The sequence below is a fragment of the Massilia terrae genome, assembly GCF_024753145.1.
Lineage (GTDB): Bacteria > Pseudomonadota > Gammaproteobacteria > Burkholderiales > Burkholderiaceae_D > Telluria > Telluria terrae.
The window spans coordinates 885,753-904,607 of sequence record NZ_JANUGU010000001.1 but is presented as its reverse complement, the minus strand read 5'-3'; the positions used below and the strand labels follow the sequence as shown (position 1 = coordinate 904,607).

Annotated in this window: 12 protein-coding genes and 1 pseudogene; 5 read left to right on the top strand and 8 right to left on the bottom strand. The window is 65.5% G+C overall.

Going from position 1 to position 18,855, the window contains the following annotated elements; all coding sequences use genetic code 11:
* Nucleotides 1-53: 53 nt before the first annotated feature.
* Both NX778_RS03950 and NX778_RS24560 read left to right on the top strand, forming a co-directional pair.
* Entirely contained in the window at nucleotides 54-3,725 is a 3,672-nt protein-coding gene (locus tag NX778_RS03950; RefSeq protein ID WP_258810368.1) for a TonB-dependent receptor, read from the top strand.
* 54 nt (nucleotides 3,726-3,779) lie between these two features.
* Nucleotides 3,780-4,916, top strand: a pseudogene (locus tag NX778_RS24560) (GDSL-type esterase/lipase family protein); the annotation flags it as partial.
* Nucleotides 4,917-5,051: 135 nt separating this feature from the next.
* Here the strand turns inward: NX778_RS24560 and NX778_RS03940 are convergent.
* Complete coding sequence (locus NX778_RS03940) at nucleotides 5,052-6,395, bottom strand: glycoside hydrolase family 28 protein (protein ID WP_258810367.1); 1,344 nt, start codon at nucleotides 6,393-6,395, stop codon at nucleotides 5,052-5,054.
* A 235-nt stretch (nucleotides 6,396-6,630) separates the two neighbouring features.
* Here NX778_RS03940 and NX778_RS03935 point away from each other — a divergent pair, with 235 nt between their 5' ends.
* Entirely contained in the window at nucleotides 6,631-7,443 is an 813-nt protein-coding gene (locus tag NX778_RS03935; protein ID WP_258810366.1) for an NAD-dependent epimerase/dehydratase family protein, read from the top strand.
* Nucleotides 7,444-7,448: 5 nt separating this feature from the next.
* On the opposite strand, the gene NX778_RS03930 is transcribed toward NX778_RS03935, so the two are convergent.
* From NX778_RS03930 to NX778_RS03900, 7 genes are all read right to left on the bottom strand, one after another.
* The gene (locus tag NX778_RS03930; protein WP_258810365.1) at nucleotides 7,449-8,333 is read right to left on the bottom strand and encodes an SMP-30/gluconolactonase/LRE family protein; all 885 of its coding nucleotides are present in this window, start codon (nucleotides 8,331-8,333) and stop codon (nucleotides 7,449-7,451) included.
* On the bottom strand, nucleotides 8,326-8,958 hold the full coding sequence (locus NX778_RS03925) for a 2-dehydro-3-deoxy-6-phosphogalactonate aldolase (protein WP_258810364.1): 633 nt from the start codon (nucleotides 8,956-8,958) through the stop codon (nucleotides 8,326-8,328). Before NX778_RS03925 ends, NX778_RS03930 begins: the two co-directional genes overlap by 8 nt.
* On the bottom strand, nucleotides 8,958-9,851 hold the full coding sequence (locus tag NX778_RS03920; protein ID WP_258810363.1) for a 2-dehydro-3-deoxygalactonokinase: 894 nt from the start codon (nucleotides 9,849-9,851) through the stop codon (nucleotides 8,958-8,960). The genes NX778_RS03925 and NX778_RS03920 overlap by 1 nt, the downstream gene beginning before the upstream one ends.
* A gap of 113 nt (nucleotides 9,852-9,964) precedes the next feature.
* Entirely contained in the window at nucleotides 9,965-10,897 is a 933-nt protein-coding gene (locus NX778_RS03915; RefSeq protein WP_258810362.1) for a LysR substrate-binding domain-containing protein, read from the bottom strand.
* An 87-nt stretch (nucleotides 10,898-10,984) separates the two neighbouring features.
* On the bottom strand, nucleotides 10,985-12,133 hold the full coding sequence (dgoD, locus tag NX778_RS03910) for a galactonate dehydratase (RefSeq protein WP_258810361.1): 1,149 nt from the start codon (nucleotides 12,131-12,133) through the stop codon (nucleotides 10,985-10,987).
* A gap of 97 nt (nucleotides 12,134-12,230) precedes the next feature.
* On the bottom strand, nucleotides 12,231-14,738 hold the full coding sequence (locus NX778_RS03905) for a family 20 glycosylhydrolase (RefSeq protein ID WP_258810360.1): 2,508 nt from the start codon (nucleotides 14,736-14,738) through the stop codon (nucleotides 12,231-12,233).
* Between the two features lie 221 nt (nucleotides 14,739-14,959).
* A complete protein-coding gene (locus tag NX778_RS03900) occupies nucleotides 14,960-17,371 on the bottom strand; it encodes a 3-keto-alpha-glucoside-1,2-lyase-like domain-containing protein (RefSeq protein WP_258810359.1) in 2,412 nt (803 codons plus the stop codon).
* Here NX778_RS03900 and NX778_RS03895 point away from each other — a divergent pair.
* Together NX778_RS03895 and NX778_RS03890 are read left to right on the top strand one after the other, a co-directional pair.
* Nucleotides 17,305-17,871, top strand: coding sequence for an RNA polymerase sigma factor (locus tag NX778_RS03895; protein ID WP_370661304.1), 567 nt, complete (start codon nucleotides 17,305-17,307; stop codon nucleotides 17,869-17,871). The two genes, NX778_RS03900 and NX778_RS03895, sit on opposite strands and share 67 nt — an antisense overlap.
* The gene (locus NX778_RS03890; protein ID WP_258810358.1) at nucleotides 17,862-18,851 is read left to right on the top strand and encodes a FecR family protein; all 990 of its coding nucleotides are present in this window, start codon (nucleotides 17,862-17,864) and stop codon (nucleotides 18,849-18,851) included. Before NX778_RS03895 ends, NX778_RS03890 begins: the two co-directional genes overlap by 10 nt.
* Nucleotides 18,852-18,855 lie beyond the last annotated feature (4 nt).

Genomic DNA, 18,855 nt, shown 5'->3' with positions numbered 1-18,855 from the left:
ACGGGCAAAGCCCGGGATAACAGGTCCCTGCTGGACCAATAATGGAGACAGGTATGAGAGAAATGGAACAACGCATCCGCCTCACGCGCTTGAGCTACGCGGTGTCGCTGGCGCTTGCATCACTCGTCGCTGCCAACGCAGCCATGGCGCAGGAAACTGCGACCCAATCCAACCAGGCGCAAGACCAGGCTGCCCCCACCAAAGTCACGACCGAGAACAAAGATGGGCTGACCACCGTGGTGGTGAGCACCCGCCGCTCGCAACAATCGAGTATCGATCGCAAGAAGAACGCGGCCACCGCGATCGACTCGATCGTCGCGGAAGATGTCGGCTCCCTCCCCGACCGCAATATCGGCGAGGCGATTTCGCGCATGTCCGGCATCGCGCTGGACCGCGGCGACTTCGGCGAGGGCGTCACGGTGGCCGTGCGCGGCAACGGCCCTGACCTGACCCGCGTCGAACTGGACGGCCAGGCCGTGCAGTCGGCCAGCAACCCGGGCGACAGCGGCCGCGGCTCCGAATTCCGCCAGCTTTCGGCGGACCTGATCAAGAGCGTGGACGTGGTCAAGGGTTCGACCGCCGACATGGTTGAAGGCTCCCTCGGCGGCGGCATCATCATCAAGACCCGCACCGGCCTGGACTTCAAGGAGCCCTTCGTGTCGGTGCGCGTGGCCGGCACCCAGAACAACCTGAACAAGAAGTGGGAGCCGGACACCAACGTCATCCTGGCCCGCAAGTTCATGGACAACCGCCTCGGCCTGCTGCTGAATGCATCGGCATCGACCCTGGCGAACGAGCAGCACCAGATGCAGGTGGCCACCAGCGCGAACGCCGGTTATTCGCGCCTGATCGACTTCGACAATTCGCCGAACAAGACCTTTACCTACAATCCAGCCACGCTGAACATGGCGGATCCGGCGTCGACCACGCCGGCCGGGCTGTCGGTGGGTTCGACCGGCATTTATCCCTACACCACCGGTACCGGCAACTACAACACGGCCACGCCCCAGGAGATCCTGACCAAGTCGGCCGCCGCCCAGACCAAGGCCGACTGCTATGCGGCCTTCCCGCAGCTGACCACCGCCGATAATTCGCTGAAGAACCTGAGCTCGACCAACCGCACCAATGCGGTGAACGCGCGGCAGAATGAGCTGATCAGCTGCCTGAACCAGTGGAACGACTACACGCCTTCGCTGGTCCGCAACAAGGTCCAGCGTGAAATCGACAAGCGCCAGAGCATCGACCTGCGCGCAGACTTCAAGGTCAACAACGAGCTGACTGTGTACGCCAAGGGCAGCTACTCCAAGCGCCGGACCGAGAACAATACCTCGTTCCTCAACCTCGGCGGCATGAACGTCAATACGGCCGGCACCTTTGTCGATGCCAGCGGCAAGCGCAGTGTCTCCCCGACTGCGACCGGCTATTACCTGTATCCGAACAACCCGAGCTTTGCGAACGGCGTGCCGACCGCGGGCGCGGTCACCAACGTCAACCCGTCGTCCGTCACCGTGGATGCCAACCACCACGTGACCAGCTTCGGCATCAGCGACGGCACCGCCGGCGTTGACCAGATCTACAACCGCGACTCCAGCATCACCAAGTACCTGCAGTTGGGCGGCATCTGGAAACACGACGGCCTCACCGCCGAGTTCCTGGCCGGCGACGCCAAGTCGAACTACGTCGCAGAGCAGTTCCGCACCACCTTCAGCTACGCGTATGGCGCAGCGACGCTGACCGCGCAGCCGAACGGACTGTGGGCCTACAGCTTCCCGTCGGGTTCGAACTTCAACCTGTACAACGCGGCCAACTACGGCGCGCTCACGGCACCGGGAGCGTCGGCGAAAGTGACCGGCGGCGGCACCAATATCAACGACATCCCGGCCTACACCGCGGCCCAGCAGCCGCTGCTCACCAGCTCGCAGCCGCAACTGACCTATACGCCGACCGTCCGCGACACCGAAGAGCGTACCGCCAAGCTGGACCTGACGTATGCGCTGGGCGACCGCGTGCCGTTCTTCACCCGCCTGAAATCCGGTTTCAACCTGCGCGACACCAAGTACAACCAGTGGGGCAACAGCGGCAACGGCTACCAGGTCAGCACGACGCCGAACGTGTACGTTGAGCCGTCGATCGTCCGCAGCACCCTGGTCGGCTGCCAGGACACCGCCGGTTCGCTGGGCGCGGGCGGCAACAAGTGCAACTTCGGCTTCACCCCGAGCAATGCCTACAACCGCCAGGGTTCGGGCACGGTCACCGTGACCCCGGCGCAGTTCGTGGACATCATCGGCCAGTCGCTCTCGGGTAACGTCACGAACACCCAGTTCTTCAACGGCGCCAAGGGTTCCTTCGGCAGCGCCCTGACCAACTGGCCGAACATCGACGTGCTCAAGACCTTCGCGCTGTCCAACGTCCCGAACGCCAACCTGAACTGCATCTACACCTGCGTGGGCACTGACGGCAAGACCTATGCCCAGCCGGTCACCCGGATGAGCGAACGCTCCGAGGCGGCATACCTCATGAGCGACTTCAACATCGACCACATCCCGTTCACCAACCGTTCGCTGCCGTTCGGCTGGGAAATCGAGGGTAACCTGGGCTACCGCTACATCCGCACCAAGGTGCACGGCATCGGCCAGATGGCATTCGAATCGATCACGAAGACTGCCACCTTCGACCCGGCTAACCCGAACGCCACGGGCGGCATCAACGACGTCACGGTGACCACCAACACCGCCGTCGATGCGACCACCCACGACTTCCTTCCGATCTATAACCTGGCGATGTGGGTGGTGCCGGACAAGGTCGTGGTGCGCTACAACCGCGCCCGCACCGTAGCCCGTCCGCCGGTCACCTTCCTGTTGCCTTCTGGCCTGTGCCGCTACGACGAGCGCCTGGGTACCGATGCAACCCAGACCTGCACCAAGACCGTCGGCAACCCGGCCCTGCAAGCGCAGAAGAACCTGAACCAGAACTGGAGCGCCGAGTTCTACCCGAACAAGGACACGATGTTCTCGCTGTCCTACTTCAACCAGCGTGGTATCGTCGGCCCGGCACTGGTGCAGACCGCCAATGGCACGCTGGGACTGGCCCTGATCGACCCGACCACGGGCCAGAACCTGGCCGAGCTGCCGTTCTCGTTCCCGACCTATGAGAATGGCATCGCGACCACCCGCAAGGGCTATGAGTTCGGTACCAAGACCGCGTTCACCTTCCTGCCTTCGTACCTGCGCTATACGGGCTTCGACGGCAACTACACCAAGCTGAAATCGGTGTCGTCGACGCAGAACATCGTGGACCTGCTGACCGGCACCCCGATGCCGCCGCTGCGCGAATCGAAGTTCCAGTACAACTGGGCCTTCTGGTACGACGACGGCCGCCTGTCGGCACGTGTCGCGGTGCAGGGTGTGGCGCCGTTCTTCAACAACATCGCTGGTTCGAGCGGCAACGCCCTGAACAACTACCCGAACGCCAGCGGCAACGCACGTCCGCCGGCATACAACCCGGGTTCGCCGAACTTCCGCGACGCGACTCGCTACATCGATGCCAAGATCGCCTACAAGATCTCGCGCAACGTCGAGCTGTTCGTCGAGGGCCGCAACCTGGGCAACGCGGTCACCAGCAACAGCCAGGGTTCCTACGTGCCGTTCGCCAGCGGCGCACCGAGCATACTGGACTACAGCTACTCGGGCCGCAAGATCATGATCGGCGCGAACTTCCGCAACTAAGCTGTAACGCGGACTCCGTACTGGAACGACCTGGCGACAGGTCGTTCTTTTTTTATGTTAAAACGATTTATAGTGAAAACGCTGCTTGCCAGTTTTCTCGTCTGTGCCGCCGCAGCGTGCGCCGGTGCGATGTCCGCTGGCGCCGCGAAACCCGGAGGACGTTGGGTCGCCAGCTGGGGCGGTGCCCTGGTCCCGGCCGGCGCCAAGGCCGCGCTGCACGATGACGAGCGCGCGGACGTCACGCTGCGCCAGATGGTGCGGCTATCGATCGGCGGACGTGAACTGCGAGTCCGGTTCAGCAATTTGTATGGCAGCGAGCCGCTGGTGATTGGCTCTGCGACGGTCGCGCCAGGTGCGGCTGGCAGTCCTGCTATCGGCGGCCCCGTACTGCCCCTGCGCTTTGGCGGCGCGGCCGGGATCACGGTCGCGCCGGGCCAGGAGATCGTCAGCGACGCGCTGCCAATGGAGACGGCTGCGGACACGGACATGGCCGTTTCGCTTTATCTGAAATCGGCGCCGCCCCAGCAAAGCATTCACACGGCTGCACACGCCACCCAGTTCATCGGCCGTGGAGACCAGTCGTCCGCGCGGGATTTCAGCGCGACGCGCCAGGTGACATCGTGGTTCCAGCTGGGCGGGGTCGAAGTGCTGTCCGCGACAGAGCCGCCGGTGCTCGTCGCCATCGGCGATTCGATCACCGACGGCACCGGCTCGACCACAGACGGCAACGACCGCTGGACCGACGCGCTGCAGGTACGACTCGCGCTGGCCCATACGCCGGCCGCGGTGATCAACGCCGGCATCGGCGGCAACCGCATGCTGCGCGACGAGATCGGACCGCCGGTCACGGCGCGTTTCGACCGCGACGTAATCGGGCGCGCCGGCGTCACCCACAGCGTGGTCCTGATCGGCGTGAATGACCTGGGGCGCTTGCATCGCGGCAGCGGCGAGACGACGCAAACGCGCGCGGCCATGCTGCACGACCTGCAATCGGCCTGGCAGGAGCTGGTGCGGCGCGCCCATGCGCAAGGTGTGTGCGTGATCGCGGGGACGCTGACACCCTATGGCGACAGCCGCCTGTACCACCCGCAGCCGCACAACGAAGAAGACCGGCAGGCGCTCAACCAGTGGATCCGCAGCTCTGCCCTGTTCGACGGCGTGGCGGATTTTGACGCCGCCGTGCGCGATCCAGCCGCACCCGGCAAGCTGCAGGCGACATTCGACAGCGGCGACCACCTGCACCTGTCACCGGGCCGGCTACCGCGCCATGGCCGGCGCCGTGCCGCTGGACCGGCTGGCCCCGTGCGCGGCCAGCGCCAAGCCGCGTTAGCGCGCTTCCTCGACGTCGATCAGGATTTTGGCCGGACGCGCATCCGGCGCCAGCGCCTGCATGTGCACATCATTGAATGTGATGCCGCGCGCGTGGCGCATGTACATGCCATAGGCCGGCAGCGTCTTGCCGAACATATTGAATTCGGGGTAGGCGGCTTCCTTCTCCGGCAGTTGCAAGGCGGCTGCCGCTTCGCTTCCACCGCCCGGCAGTTCTAGCCGCACGTTCGAGAACTCGATATGCTCGACCGGATGGTCCGGCACGCCGTTGATCAGCATTCCGATCATGCGCACGTTTTTGGCGTCGACATTGCGGATGACGACATCTCGCAGGCTGCCGGCCGCAGGCCGCGGCTGCTGGCCGGGCCGGAAGGTCTTGAGGCGCGCGCCGAGGCGGATACTGATCGGGACCGAAACGCCATCCATGGTCACATCGATGATGGTCACCTTGCGCAGGTCGCCGCCATCGACCGCATACAGCGCGATGCCCGCCATGTCGGTGTTGGTGATCTCGCAATGCGACACCGTCACGTCTTCGAAGCCGCCGTACGATTCGGTCCCCAGCTTGATGGCGTTGGTGTGGCTGGACAGCTTGCAGTTGCTTGCCGTGATGCCGCGCGTCGGCGTGGCGCCGGTGGACTTGATCACCAGCGCGTCGTCGCCGCTGACCACGTCGCAGTTGGTCACGCGGATGTCCTGGCTCGAATCGATGTTCACGCCATCGTTGTTGTGAAGTTTCTGGTCACGCGAGCGGATGGTCACGCCATCGACGACGGCGCCCTTGGTTTCGAAGAAGTTGAGCGTCCACGCGCCCGGATTGGTGAGGTGGACATCCTTGACGACGACATTCGAGCTGCGCACCCAGCGCAGCAGGAAGGGCCGGATGGCGTAGGGCTTCTGGTTGTCCGCAAGCTTGCGGCCCTGCCCGTCCACCGTGCCGCTGCCTTCGATGCCGACATGGTCCGCACCCACCGCCACGATCAGCGCGTGCCCCATCGGGTTCCCGCTGCCGTCGATGAAGGGATCCACGTTGCGGTAGTCGGACGGGTTCGTGCTGCCCAGCAGGACCGCATCCTTTTCGAGCCGCAGCGTCACGCGGCTTTTCAGCTCGATGGTGCCGGTCAGGTAGCGCCCCGCCGGGAAATCGACCACGCCGCCCCCGCCGGCAGCCGTCTCGTCGATCACCTTCTGGATGCTGGCCGTGTTGAGGGTCGCGCCATCGCCGATCACGCCCGCCTTGGAAGCATCGATCACCTGCTGCGAAGCGGCCATCGCCGGCATCGCCACACCTAGCAGGCACGCCAGCGCAAGCAGCTTCGAAAATCGGATTGGATCGCTCATCAATGGTCCTTGGCTTGTACAGATATCCCCCCCGATGCTATGTTCTTCCATAGGCGCAGTCAACGAAGCGGGCCGATAACTCATGCGGATGAGCGGATCGGGAGCAGGCGCCCGTGACAGACGGCGCTAAACGATCAAGACCGTGACCGAAGCGGCGCCTTTGCGCCAGAAAGCTGCGCGTTTCGGGTATCTTCTCGTCATATAACAACCACCTGCCTTTTTGAGCACAGCCCCAATGAGCAAACCATTCAAACGCATCCTGTTCACCGGCGCGGCCGGCAACCTGGGCCGCCGCCTGCGGGATCACCTCCAGCAATTCGCCGATGTGGTGCGCCTCACCGACGCCGTCGATTTCGGCCCGGCGCGCGAAGGCGAGGAAGTGATGCTGGGCGACCTGGGCAACCGCGATGACGTATTCCGGATGTGCGAAGGCGTGGACGCGATCCTGCACTTCGGCGGCGTCTCCACCGAGCAACCGTTCGAGCCGATCATGAATGCGAATATCCTGGGCACGGTGAACCTGTACGAGGCGGTGCACAAGCTGGGCATCAAGCGCGTGGTGTTCGCCAGCTCCAACCACACGATGGGCATGTACCCGACCACCACGCTGGTGGACGCCGGCATGCCCACTCGCGCCGACGGCTACTACGGCCTGTCCAAGGTGTGGGGCGAGGCGCTGTCGCGCTTTTACTGGGACCGCTTCGGCATCGAGACCGTGTGCCTGCGTATCGGCTACTGCTTTCCGGAGCCGACCACGCACCGCCAGATGAATACATGGGTAAGCCTGGACGACATGGTCCAGCTGCTGCACCGTTCGCTCGTGGTGCCCTGCGTCGGCCACTCCATCACCTTCGCGGTGTCGGACAATCCGGGCCGCTGGTGGGATGACCGCCACACCCGCTTCCTCGGTTACGCGCCGAAGGACAGCTCGGCACAGTTCGCCGATCCGCTGCACGGCGCGGCGGTCGACTATTCGACCAACGAAGACATCACGCTCAAGTTCCAGGGCGGCCCGTTCCTGAACAACGGGCCGAAGTACCCTTCCTGAAGCGGCTAGCCGAAGCGCGCGGCCGGCAAGCCGGCCACGTCGACCGGCACCGCGAACAGCGCGCCGGCCAGCGGCTCGGCCGCCAGCTGGTCCTGCCCCAGGTCCTGGCGCGCGCTCGTGATGTAGAGCGTCTTGAGATCGGGGCCGCCGAACGCGCACGACGAAGGCTGGGACACCGGCACGCGCACGATGGTGTCGAGCGTACCGTCCGGGGCATAGCGGCACACGCGCCCGCCGCCCCACTGCGCGATCCAGATGGCGCCTTCGCTGTCCGTGGTCATGCCGTCGGGCGAGCCTTCCACCGCGTCGTCGAAGCGGCGCCATGGCTGCGCTGCGCCGGTCGCGCCATCGGGGCCGATCGGATAGGCCGATACCTGCGCCAGCAGGGAATCGGTGTGGTACATGGTCCCGCCATCGAGGCTGAAGGTGGGACCGTTGCAGATGTGGATGGACTGGTCCTGCACGCTCAGGGTATGGTCGCGGCGCAGGTGGAACAGGCGCCCGTCCGGGCGATGGACATCGGCGTTATTCATCGAGCCGAACCACAGGTTGCCGTGGGCATCGGCCTTGGCGTCGTTCAGGCGCACGTGTTCGCCCAACTCAAGCGGCAGCGCCAGCGGCTCGATGCGCAGCTCTGGCTCCAGCCACAGGCGCACCACTTCGCGGCGCAGGCCGGCCATGAAACCGTCGCCGTCACGTCGCGGCACCACCCAGCACACGAAGTCCGGCAAGCTCCACGAGAAGCGCTGGCCGGAGCCGGTGCACAGCGCGTGCAGCCTCGACGACTTGATGTCGACAAAATAGATACGCTCCTGCTCCGGCACCCACAGCGGGCCTTCGCCAAGTTCGGCGCCTACCGGCCAAAGGCATTCGGCCTGCAGCTCACGCATGCTCGCCCCCTTGCGCCGCCTGCCAGGCGTCGACGTAGCTGCGCGCGATCGGCGCCAGCTCCGCGGCCTGCGTGCCCGGCTTGTACAGGGCCGAGCCGATGCCGAATCCGGTGGCGCCCGCCGCGATCCAGTCAGCCATCTGGTCAGGCTTGACGCCGCCGACCGGGAACACGTGCGTACCCGCGGGGAGCACGGTGCGCAGCGCCTTCAGGCCGACGGTGCCGATGGCCTCCGCCGGGAACAGCTTCAGGCCGTGGGCGCCTGCGCGCAGCGCGCTGAACGCCTCGCTCGGGGTGGCAATGCCGGGCAGGCATAGCATGCCCTTTTCGCGCGCGTAGGCGATCACCTCCGGGTCGCAGTGCGGGGTCACGTACAGGCGGCCACCGGCGCCCGTCACGGCGTCAACGTCGGCCTTGGTCATCATGGTGCCGCCGCCAACCACCGCGTCCTTCGGCGCAATACGGGCCAGGGTGGCGATGGCTTCGACCGCACCGGGACGGTTGAGCGGCACTTCCAGCAGGCGGAAGCCGGCATCGAGCAGGGTTTTGCCGACCGAGGCTGCGTCAGAGGGCGGCAAGCCGCGCAGGATCGCGACCAGCGGCGGCGCGTAGGAATTCAAATCCATCAGGGACCTTCCGTTATGAATGTGGAGAGCGCGGCGCAATAGACCGCATCGGGATCGAACGTGGTGACCGCAACGCCGAAATTGGCGGCGGCGGCACGGTAGCGTTGCACCAGCGCTTCTGAACCGACCAGCGATATCTTTCCGGGCGCGGTGCCCTCGTCGATGGCGGCGGCGAACTCGGCGCCGATCAGCAGGCCGCTGGCGAAAGAGCGCGCGCAGGCCGCGGGCATCGCGCCGCTGACCACGCGGGCGCGCACCGAGAACAGTGAATGTGTCAACGGCGCACGCTCGCGCGCCAGGCGCAGGCCAGCCTCGAAGGCCGACGCATCCTCGCGGGCATCGGGTGCATTGATCAGTGCCGAGAGCGTGCCGTCCTTCGACAAGGCGGCAAACAGCTCGCCGGTCATGTAGGTGGACAGGCGCTGGACGCGGCCGCCCGCCAGCAGCACCCACTTGCTGTGCGTGCCCGGCAGGACCACCCAGCCATCGCCCTGCCCCAGCGCAAGCGCGCCGAGCAGCTGGGTCTCTTCGCCGCGCATGACGTCGATGCTGCCGCTGCGCTGGCAGTAGCCCGGCACGATCGCCACCGTTCCCGGCGCCTCCGCCACCCTGACCAGGTGGCGCGGCAGCTCGGCCAGCGGCACATCGGTGTCGAGGTAAGGCGCCTCGCACCAGCCCTGCGCGCTGCCGACCATGCCGGACATGATGACGCGGGTCGTCGGTGGCACCTGCATCGCGGCGCGCAGCGATTCGAGGGACTCGGCAAAGCGGCCACGTTCGGCCAGCATGCCGCGGTCGTCGGCGTGGCTACGCAGGACCTTGCCCTGCGCGCCCACCAGGTAGGCGCGGCGGTTGGTGGTGCCCCAGTCGATGCCCAGCACTTGTTGGTTCATGGATGATTGGTCTCGCGGTGATCTGGCCAATGTAAATCATACGGGCAGCCAGCGGCGCGCAACAATAACGAAACTCGCGCGAGCTATGCCAAATCCGTATGCGAGATCGCCGGTCAGCGCGATTTTGCGGCGCGCAGGGCTTCCAGCATCGCTTCGGCCGACGGCGACAGCAGGTGCCGCTTGCGGGTCACGATGCCATACACGCCGGCGCGCACGCCCAGGTCGAGCGGCAGCACAGCCAGGCTGCCGGCGTCGAGGTAGGCCCGCACCAGCTCCGTCGGCAGCGCGACGATACGGTCGCTGTCGGCCAGCAGCTGCGGCACCATCGACATCGACATGGTTTCGACCGTATCGGTGGGTTGCCCCAGTCCCTGCGAGACGAACAGTTCTATCAACTGTTGGCGCAAGCGGCCAGCCGGCGGCAGGATCCACGCGGCGCCTGCGACCTCCGCCAGCGACAAATCGCGGCGCTCCAGCCAAGGATGGCCGGCGCGCACGATCAGGCTATGGGTTTCATCTGCCAGCGGCTCGAAATTCAGCTCGGCCGCGGCGGCCGGATCGACGATGCGGCCAATGACGATATCGAGTTCGCCTGCGCCCAGCTGTTCCACCAGCGCCTGGCTGGTGTCCACCGTAACCACGATCTGGACCTGGGGCGAGCTTTCCTTCACCAGCCGCACGGCGCGCGGGACCAGGGACACGGACGGCGTCAGCACGCTGCCCAGCGCCACCCGGCCGCCGATTCCGGCCAGTCCCTGCATGATTTCCTGGTGCGCCGCGTCCATTTCGGCCAGCGCGGCGCCGGCGCGGCGGATCAGCACCTTGCCGTACCAGGTGGGGACGACGCCGCGCGGCAGGCGCTCGAACAGGGTCACGCCGAGCGCGTGTTCAAGTTCGCCGATGAGTTTCGACGCGGCCGGCTGGGTCACGCCCGCCGCCTGCGCCGCATGCATGATCGAGGCATGGCGACCGAGTTCGACCAGCAGCACGAGGTGCCGGGTCTTCAGGTGCGAGCGGATGAATCGATCGGAAGTGGTGTCGCGCATGCTGCCAGTGGTAGGACGGATGAGGCATCATAGAACAGCGCCGCGCCGACCGTCAATTTGGCGCGCGGCCCGTCCCTGCCCCTCCCGTCACCACTCGGCGACGCTGCCGTCCGCGTGGCGCCACACCGGGTTGCGCCAGTCGGGCGCCGATTCGGACGCGGCGATGACGGCCTGCTCGTCGACTTCCACGCCCAGGCCCGGCTTCGACAGCGGCTTGAAGTAGCCGTCGATGACCTTGAAGTCCTCGCGGTTCTTGACGTAGTCCAGCAGTTCCGCGCCCTGGTTGTAGTGGATGCCCATGCTCTGCTCCTGCAGCACCGCGTTGTAGGAGACGAAGTCCACGTGCAGGCAGGCCGCCAGCGCGATCGGGCCCAGCGGGCAATGCGGCGCCAGCGCGACGTCGTAGGCTTCGGCCATGGCCGCGATACGCACGCATTCCGTGATGCCGCCGGCGTGCGACAGGTCCGGCTGGACGATTGCCAGGCCGCCGCCTTCGAACACGCGCTTGAAGTCGAAGCGCGAGTACATACGCTCGCCGGCCGCCAGCGGGATCGAGGTCGAATCGGCCAGGCGGCGGTATTGTTCGCTTTGCTCGGCCAGCACCGGCTCCTCGACGAACAGGGGACGGTACTGTTCCAGTTCGCGCAGCAGCGGCTTGGCCATCGGGCCGGCGACGCGGCCGTGGAAATCGATGCCGAATTCGATCTTCTTGCCAAAGGCGGCGCGGATCTCGGCGATGCGCTCGACCGCCGCGTCGACCTTGGCCGCGCTGTCGATCATGCCCAGCTCCTCGGTGCCGTTCATCTTGAAGGTGTCGAAGCCGCCCTTGCGCAGCAGTTCGATGCTGGCGATGATGTCGGCCGGACGGTCGCCGCCTACCCAGCTGTACATCTTCATCCGGTCGCGCACCAGGCCGCCCAGCAGTTCGTACACGGGCTGGCCCATCACCTTGCCCTTGATGTCCCACAGCGCCTGGTCGACGCCGGCGATGGCGCTCATCAGGATCGGGCCGCCGCGGTAGAAGCCGGCGCGGTACATGGTCTGCCACAGGTCGTTGATGCGGGCCGGATCCTGGCCGACCAGGTAAGCCTTCAGCTCATGCACCGCCGCTTCGACCGTGCGCGCGCGTCCCTCGATGACCGGTTCGCCCCAGCCGGTCACGCCCTCGTCGGTTTCGATCTTCAGGAACATCCAGCGGGGCGCGACGCGGTAGGTGGTGAGATTGGTGATCTTCATGGCTCGGCAAATATAGTTGAACTTCGCGAAAGTCTAGCAACGCGCCGCGGCCCGAATGTATATCAAATCGTCCCTGACTTATACGAAGTTCGGATGCCTAGGGCCGGTCGACGCGCGCCACCAGTCCGCGCCGGCCATTGCGGTCGAAGGCGGCCACCTGGATCACGCCGTGTTCGGCGATCGGTCCGGTGACCGGCGGGCTGGCGGTGGTAGGCGTGCTGCCGTCGGCCGTGTAGCGCAAGGTGATCCCCGGAAGGACGTGGTTGACCAGCACGCGGTCGCCCTCGACCAGCAGACCCGGCGGCGCGATGCGGTAGTCTACACCGGCGTGCTCGAGGTCGAGGCGCGGGAGAACACGTTGGCCCAGCGCGTTGACGAAGCCGGACCATGCGGCGCGGTGCAGTGCGGCGGATCTGGCGGAATCGGGCTCGGTAGCCCATGCCGGATCCGGCGCCCAGGCCCGTTCGGCCACTGCCAGCAGGCGCGGCATCACCAGGTAGTCCATGCGGGCCGGTTCGAGCACGGTTTCGCTGAACAGGTTCGCTTCGATGCCGCGCACGTGGGCGCGTCCGTAGTCCGTCAGGCCGTCCTTGCCGATGCGCGCGTCCGGGGCCAGGTTCTTCAGCATATCGAGCGGCATGAAGTCGTACACGGTATCCAGCTCGATATAGCCGCCCCAGTTGACGCCCGGTTCGTCGGGGTTCGCATTGTACGACTGGTCCATGTACATGCTGGTCACCGGCGACAGGATCAAGTCGTAGCCGGCATTGCCCAGCCGGTTCGCAAAGTCCTCGGCGCCGGTGGTGTTATTCCAGACGTAGGCGCGAAATCCCCGCTGCGTAAAGCGCGGGTTCGGGATCAGCTTGCGCTTCCCGTTCAGCATGGTGCTGCGAGCGGCCAGTTCCTCCCAGCCGGAGGCATACAGGCCCTGGTGGCGCAGGATAGTGTCGACGCGATCGTAGAAGTAGTCCCATAGGTCGGCGATATTCGCCAGGCCTTCCTTGCGCATGCGCGCGAGGCTTGCCGGCGACTTTTCCCATGCGCCGTCGGCCAGCTCGTCGCCGCCGACATGGATGGTTCGAAGCCGCACGCCGGCCGCCTTGTACAGTGCCGCGACACGCGTCACCACGTGGTCGATGAAGGCGTAGGTCGAGTCCAGCCCGGGGTTCATCACGTTATCGCTGTAGAACTGCGCCGAGCTGTAGACCGAGCGGTCCTGGAAGTCATTCAGCAGATACTTCGCGGCATCCTTGCTGCCGGCCGCCTGCAGGCGATGGTAGCGCGCCGCCATAGCCTGCACGGCAGCGCGCGCGTGGCCGGGCATCTCGATTTCCGGGATCACATCGATGTGGCGCGCCGCGGCGTAACGCAGGATCTCGATGTAATCGGCTCGCGTGTAGAAACCGCTGCCGTTGGTATCGCGCGGATCCGGACCGGATCCGTAGGCAGGCTCCAGGCGCAGCCCGGGCCGATCACTGTGGCCACGCACCGCGCCGATGGACGTCAGCTCCGGAAGGCCGTCGATCTCCAGGCGCCAGCCTTCGTCATCGGTGAGGTGGAAGTGCATGGTGTTCAGCTTGTAGCGCGCCATCAGGTCGAGCCACTTGAACACCGCTTGCTTGCCGAGGAAGTTACGCGCCACGTCGAGCTGGAAGCCACGGTAGCCGAATCGCGGCGCATCGGTAATGGCCACTTCCGGCAGCGCCATGCTGGTGGCGCCGGGCAAGGGCATCAGGTCGCGCAGGGTCTGCAGGCCGTAGAACACGCCCGCCGCGCTGTTGCCGACGATGCTGATGCCGCTGTCGGCGCGGATCGCCAGGGTATAGGCCTCAGGCGAAGCCTGCCCTGCCACCGTTCCCACCGATAGGCGCAGCGGAGGGCCGCCGGCCGGCAGACCGGCCGGGAACAGCGCATTGGCCAGCGCGGCTTCGCCGGACAGAGGGGCTGCGGCGCTCACCGTGGGCCGCCCGCGGAGGACGAGCTGGCCGGGACCTTTCTCCAGTTGCAGTGGCGTCGGCAGCACAGGCGGAACCGCGGACGGCGGCAGCGGATCGGCGCCGGCGTTGCGGCGGTACGTGTCTTCCGGCGTGACGGCAGGCTTCACCGCGATCGGCATCGCCCGGTAATCGCCAATCCGGACGCCGACCGCTGGCGCGGCATCGTACACAAGGTAGGGGCCCATCGGAGCCCTGCTCAAGTTGACCACCTTGCCGGGATAGCTGTATTCGACATTCAGGGTCGCGCCGGGCGCCAGGCCGGCAAAGCCGGGAGCGGGCCGGAAGCGAAACAGTTCGCCGGCGACGTGTTCCAGTGCCAGCTTGCCAGGCACGGCGCCCGTAACCATGCTGCACACACAGTTGAAGTAGAGCGACCAGTCCTGCGCCGGCAAAGGCCGGCTGTCGTGGTTGGTCAAGATCAGCCGTGCACTCGCGCCTCGGCCCGGCGTTTGCGTGCCGGCGCTGCTGGTCGCAAGCTCCCAACGCAACTGAAGCTTGCTAGCACTGGCAAAGCTTGGCGCCTCCGTGGCAAGCGGCTGAGCGGCAAGCGGAATGGCTAACAAATACAGGGCGAGCGCGGTGTAGCTCAGACGAGATGGCAGTTGCATTGGCGACCCGGCAAGTTAACGATCCCACATCATAGCATCAAGTTGTCGCCAGACATCCAGATCATGCTCTCCGCCCTCTGCGCGTGCGCTCAGTCCTTTCCATTCCAAGCCAGCGTCTCGCCTTTCGCCCGCCCCGCCCAGCGGTCACCCGCCCACAGCGGCATCGTTCGATGCTGTATCTAAAACGCCAATCGGCGTATCAATTTTTAGCAATCCGCTGCTCACCTGGCAGGGTAAATTGACCGCTGTCCCGGCAAAGCCTGCGAAGCTGCCGCCGGCGTGACGCCAGCCTTGCCGATCAGGACATTGTCGAAATACGGCACGCTGGTTTTCCGCTTGCCGTCGGACGCCGCCAGCAGGCCAGCCATTCCGTGCGAATACAGGCCATCGGTAGCCGACAATACCGGCGCGCCATCGACCAATGCCGTGATCCGGTCGCCTTCGAACCGCAGCGCAAGCCGGTGCCACTGCCCCGCCGCGATATTCTGCAAGTGCGTCTGCGCCAGCAGCTTTTCTCCGCCCTCGCCCATATCGTGCGCGGCCTTGATAATGGCCTGCTGCTCGGCGTCGCCAACCAGCTTTTTCTTGTCCACTTTCCCGCGCACGAGCACCAGCCGCAGTTCGCCGCTGTCGCTCATTTGCAGGAAGTAGCCTTTCGGGATGAAGCCGTAGCCTGTCCCGACATCGTTCACGCGGCCCATGACGGCCGCCGAATCGCCTGCGTTCAGGTAGACATCGGCGCTGGCCTCATAATCCTGCCACTGGTCGTCGCCGATAATCGTATAGGGCTGCCAGTCCGGCGCCCATGACAGCGTCGGCGCCGGCACGGCCTGGTGCAGGCAGCGGCCGTTCCTGGCCGGGCAATCGGCCAACTCGAATGCGCCGGAGATATCGGCGAAATAGCGCGGTAGGTAGCCCCACTCCTTCGGATTGGCGTATTGCTCGAAGGTTTCGTAATAAGGAAACGGGAAAGACTTCGGCGCCGGCACCTGGTCGAAAGACCCCTTGCGCTGGCCGTCCGTGGTGGTCAGCGAATAAGCCGAATCAGGTTCGAGCGCCACGGCCACGACGCCATTCACGGGCTGAAGGTCATCAAGACGGATGAACTGTTCCTTGGCGTTGCTGCGCCAGACCGCGAGCCGCTTTGCAGTCAGTCCCGCGCCGACAGCAAATTGCACCTGCTGCGGACCCTTCGCATCCTTTGTTTCGATGATGATGCTGTAGTCGCCATTCGGCGCCTTCAGCGTAACGTAGGTTCCGCCCTCCTTCAGGTCGCCGCTGCCCCCGGCGATGTATTCCCATCCCGCCTCGGTGAACTGGCCATAATGCGCATAACCCCACAGCGACTGGTTCGGCTCGTAATGCCCGCTCCACGGCCAGTTCGCACGCAGCGCCGCTTCCTTTTCGCCGGAATAGCTCTCCATCGTGTACAGGCCGGCGATGCCGTACCAGTTGACGACCTTGGTCACACCGCTGCGGATCCAGTTTTCGTTGAAGGCTTTTACGATGCCGATCAGGCCATCGAAGCCGGCCTTGTACACGTGCTGCTCCGTGTTCCACAGGCGCTTGCCCATCCGCGCGGCCTTTTCCTGAACCGCTTTGGGAGCTGACGATTGCGGCGCATTGATATGGGCGCCGATAATGTCGATGGCATCGCGCAGACCTTTGTCGGCCACCATATCGTCGACAAAATCGAATTTCCATAGGTCCGGCCAATTGTCGAAGGCATGCATTTTCACGCGCGCGAAGCCGTTGGTGTCCAGCGTGGCACGCAAAGCCTTGGCGAACTCATTGCTGACGCCTTTTTCGTTGCGGATGCCGATCGCTTCCATCTCCAGGCCATACACATCGTGCAGGCCGCGCAGCCACTTCACGTAATAGTCCGCCGTGTCCTGGGAAAAGAAGCGCGGCGCGCCACGGCTTTGCGCGAAAAATTTGCCGCTGTCGCCGATCCAGCCCGGCGCGCTCCAGGCGGCGCCGTCCAAGGTCAGTTTCGGATTGCGCTTGCGCGCTTCGACCATTTCCCACCACAGGTAGCCACGCGAATAATCCAGGTCCTCGCGGGTGTGCATATGGCTTGGCATCGAGCCCTGTGTCGAATTGCCATCGCCCGGAATCTCGACATACAGCGCGCTGACCGAAGCGCCGAAATGCGGCTTGTATATCAGGTCCAGGATCTGGCTGCGCTGCGGCTCGGGGTAATCCTTGAGCAGCACCGACGTTCCCCCGCCGCCCGTCACGACGCCAATCCCGTCGAATCGCGTGCCGCCGGCATTGCCGTTCAGGACGACGCGCTGCACACCTGGCGTTTGCGCGAATGCCGGGGCGGCGCCAAGGCAGGCGGCTGAAACGGCGACGAAGAGCGGCCAGCGAAATCGGCGAAGCATATTTTTCCTTATGGGTGAGCGAAATGGAGTGTAATGAAAGCAGTCCGGGAAAAAATCGCCGATTGCAAATTGATCACGGATTTGATCGGCCGGCCGGCCCGAAAAAAAATGTAAAAAACAGGGCATATTTCGCCCGCCCGACCGTCGTAGTCTGTGGGAGACAAAAAAAGTGCACGAATATGGATAACAAGGTAATCGACTGGCTGACTTCGAACGTGCTGCCCTTCGAAGCCGAGCTGCGGACAATGTTACGCAGGGTGTGCAATGGCCCGGCGGAAGTCGACGACGTAGTGCAGGAGATGTACTACAAGCTGATGTCGATGCCGGAAGTGCAACATGTCCGCGAACCCAGGGGTTTCGCCGTGCGGGTCGCCAAGAACCTGGTGATGGACCGCATGCGGCGCGACGCCATCGTGCGCATCGAGGCCATGTCCAATCTGGAAGAGCTCGAACTGGAGGACCAGGCCCCCTCACCGGAACGGGTGGCGATGGCGCGTGCCGAGCTGAACTGGGTGATGGGCATGATCGCGAATCTCCCGCCGCGCTGCAAACGGGTCGTCATGGCCCGCCGCATCGACGGCCTGTCGCAGAGCGAGACCGCCGCAAGCCTGGGCGTGAGCGAAGCAGTAGTTGCAAAAGAAATGTTTAAAGGAATGAAATTGATTTCGCAAATGGTGGCCCGCGTGGCCATGCGCGGCAAGGACGCCGAGGACGGCTCATCCGAGGAGAAGTCATCATGGCAGTGATCGACGACGAAGCCCTGGAATGGGCGTTGCTGCAGGCCGAGGGCGAGCTGGACGACCAGCGGCGCCGCGCCTTCCAGCGCTGGTACGACGCCGACGTCCGCCACAAGGGCGCCTATGTGCGGGCCATGGTCATCAACAACGCCCTGTCCCGCGCGACCGTGCAGGACAACCTGCGCCCGGCCCCGAGCCAGCCTGAGGCCGGCGGATGGGAAACGCAATCCGCACGCTGGGTCACGCGCCGCCGCCTGCTGGCCTTCGGGGCCATGGCCGCCTCGGTCGCCGTGCTGGCCCCGCGCATGATGACGGCGCCGCGTGAAGCGGCTCCGGCCGGACCGGCCCCGCTGGTGCTGGCCACCGCCAAGGGCGAATTCCGCAAGGTGCCGCTGGCCGACCAGTCGGCCGCCTCCATCAACAGCGCCAGCCAGATCGAGGTCCGCTACGGCGCCCACGCGCGCCAGGTGACGCTGGCCCGCGGCGAAGCCTGGTTCGAGGTGGCGAAGGACAAGAGCCGCCCCTTCACCGTGCAGGCCGGCGCAGTCCGTGCGCAGGCGGTGGGCACGGCGTTCTCGGTGCGCCGCGATGGCGACAGCGCCGAAATCCTCGTCACCGAAGGCACGGTCGCCGTGTGGACCGGCGAGGACGGCGAGCGGCGCATGGTGACGGCCGGCGAGCGCGCCCTCGTGTCCGGCCCGGCGGCCGGCGTCACGGTCGAACGCAGCCCGCAGGAAGTGCAGCGGCGCCTGGCCTGGCGCGAAGGCAAGCTGGTGTTCATGAACCAGTCGCTCAAGGACGCCGTGGCGGACTTCAACCGCTACAGCGCCAAGACCATCGTCATCGCCGACCGCAGCCTCGACCGCCGCACCCTGATCGGCCAGTACCGCACCGACGCGCCGGAACGCTTCGCACGCGACGTGAGCGCTTCGTTCAACGTGCCCTACACCATCACCGCAAAGGAAATCCTGATCGGCCGTCCTTCCTGAGTTG

Excerpts from the sequence above, each read along its gene's own strand:
- NX778_RS03940 (WP_258810367.1), bottom strand. The coding sequence starts at position 6,395 with ATGAGCGATCCAATCCGATTTTCGAAGCTGCTTGCGCTGGCGTGCCTG.
- NX778_RS03920 (WP_258810363.1), bottom strand. The coding sequence starts at position 9,851 with ATGAACCAACAAGTGCTGGGCATCGACTGGGGCACCACCAACCGCCGC.
- NX778_RS03950 (WP_258810368.1), top strand. The coding sequence starts at position 54 with ATGAGAGAAATGGAACAACGCATCCGCCTCACGCGCTTGAGCTACGCG.
- NX778_RS03915 (WP_258810362.1), bottom strand. The coding sequence starts at position 10,897 with ATGCGCGACACCACTTCCGATCGATTCATCCGCTCGCACCTGAAGACC.
- NX778_RS03925 (WP_258810364.1), bottom strand. The coding sequence starts at position 8,958 with ATGGATTTGAATTCCTACGCGCCGCCGCTGGTCGCGATCCTGCGCGGC.
- NX778_RS03930 (WP_258810365.1), bottom strand. The coding sequence starts at position 8,333 with ATGCGTGAGCTGCAGGCCGAATGCCTTTGGCCGGTAGGCGCCGAACTT.
- NX778_RS03935 (WP_258810366.1), top strand. The coding sequence starts at position 6,631 with ATGAGCAAACCATTCAAACGCATCCTGTTCACCGGCGCGGCCGGCAAC.
- dgoD (WP_258810361.1), bottom strand. The coding sequence starts at position 12,133 with ATGAAGATCACCAATCTCACCACCTACCGCGTCGCGCCCCGCTGGATG.
- NX778_RS03905 (WP_258810360.1), bottom strand. The coding sequence starts at position 14,738 with ATGCAACTGCCATCTCGTCTGAGCTACACCGCGCTCGCCCTGTATTTG.
- NX778_RS03890 (WP_258810358.1), top strand. The coding sequence starts at position 17,862 with ATGGCAGTGATCGACGACGAAGCCCTGGAATGGGCGTTGCTGCAGGCC.
- NX778_RS03895 (WP_370661304.1), top strand. The coding sequence starts at position 17,305 with ATGGATAACAAGGTAATCGACTGGCTGACTTCGAACGTGCTGCCCTTC.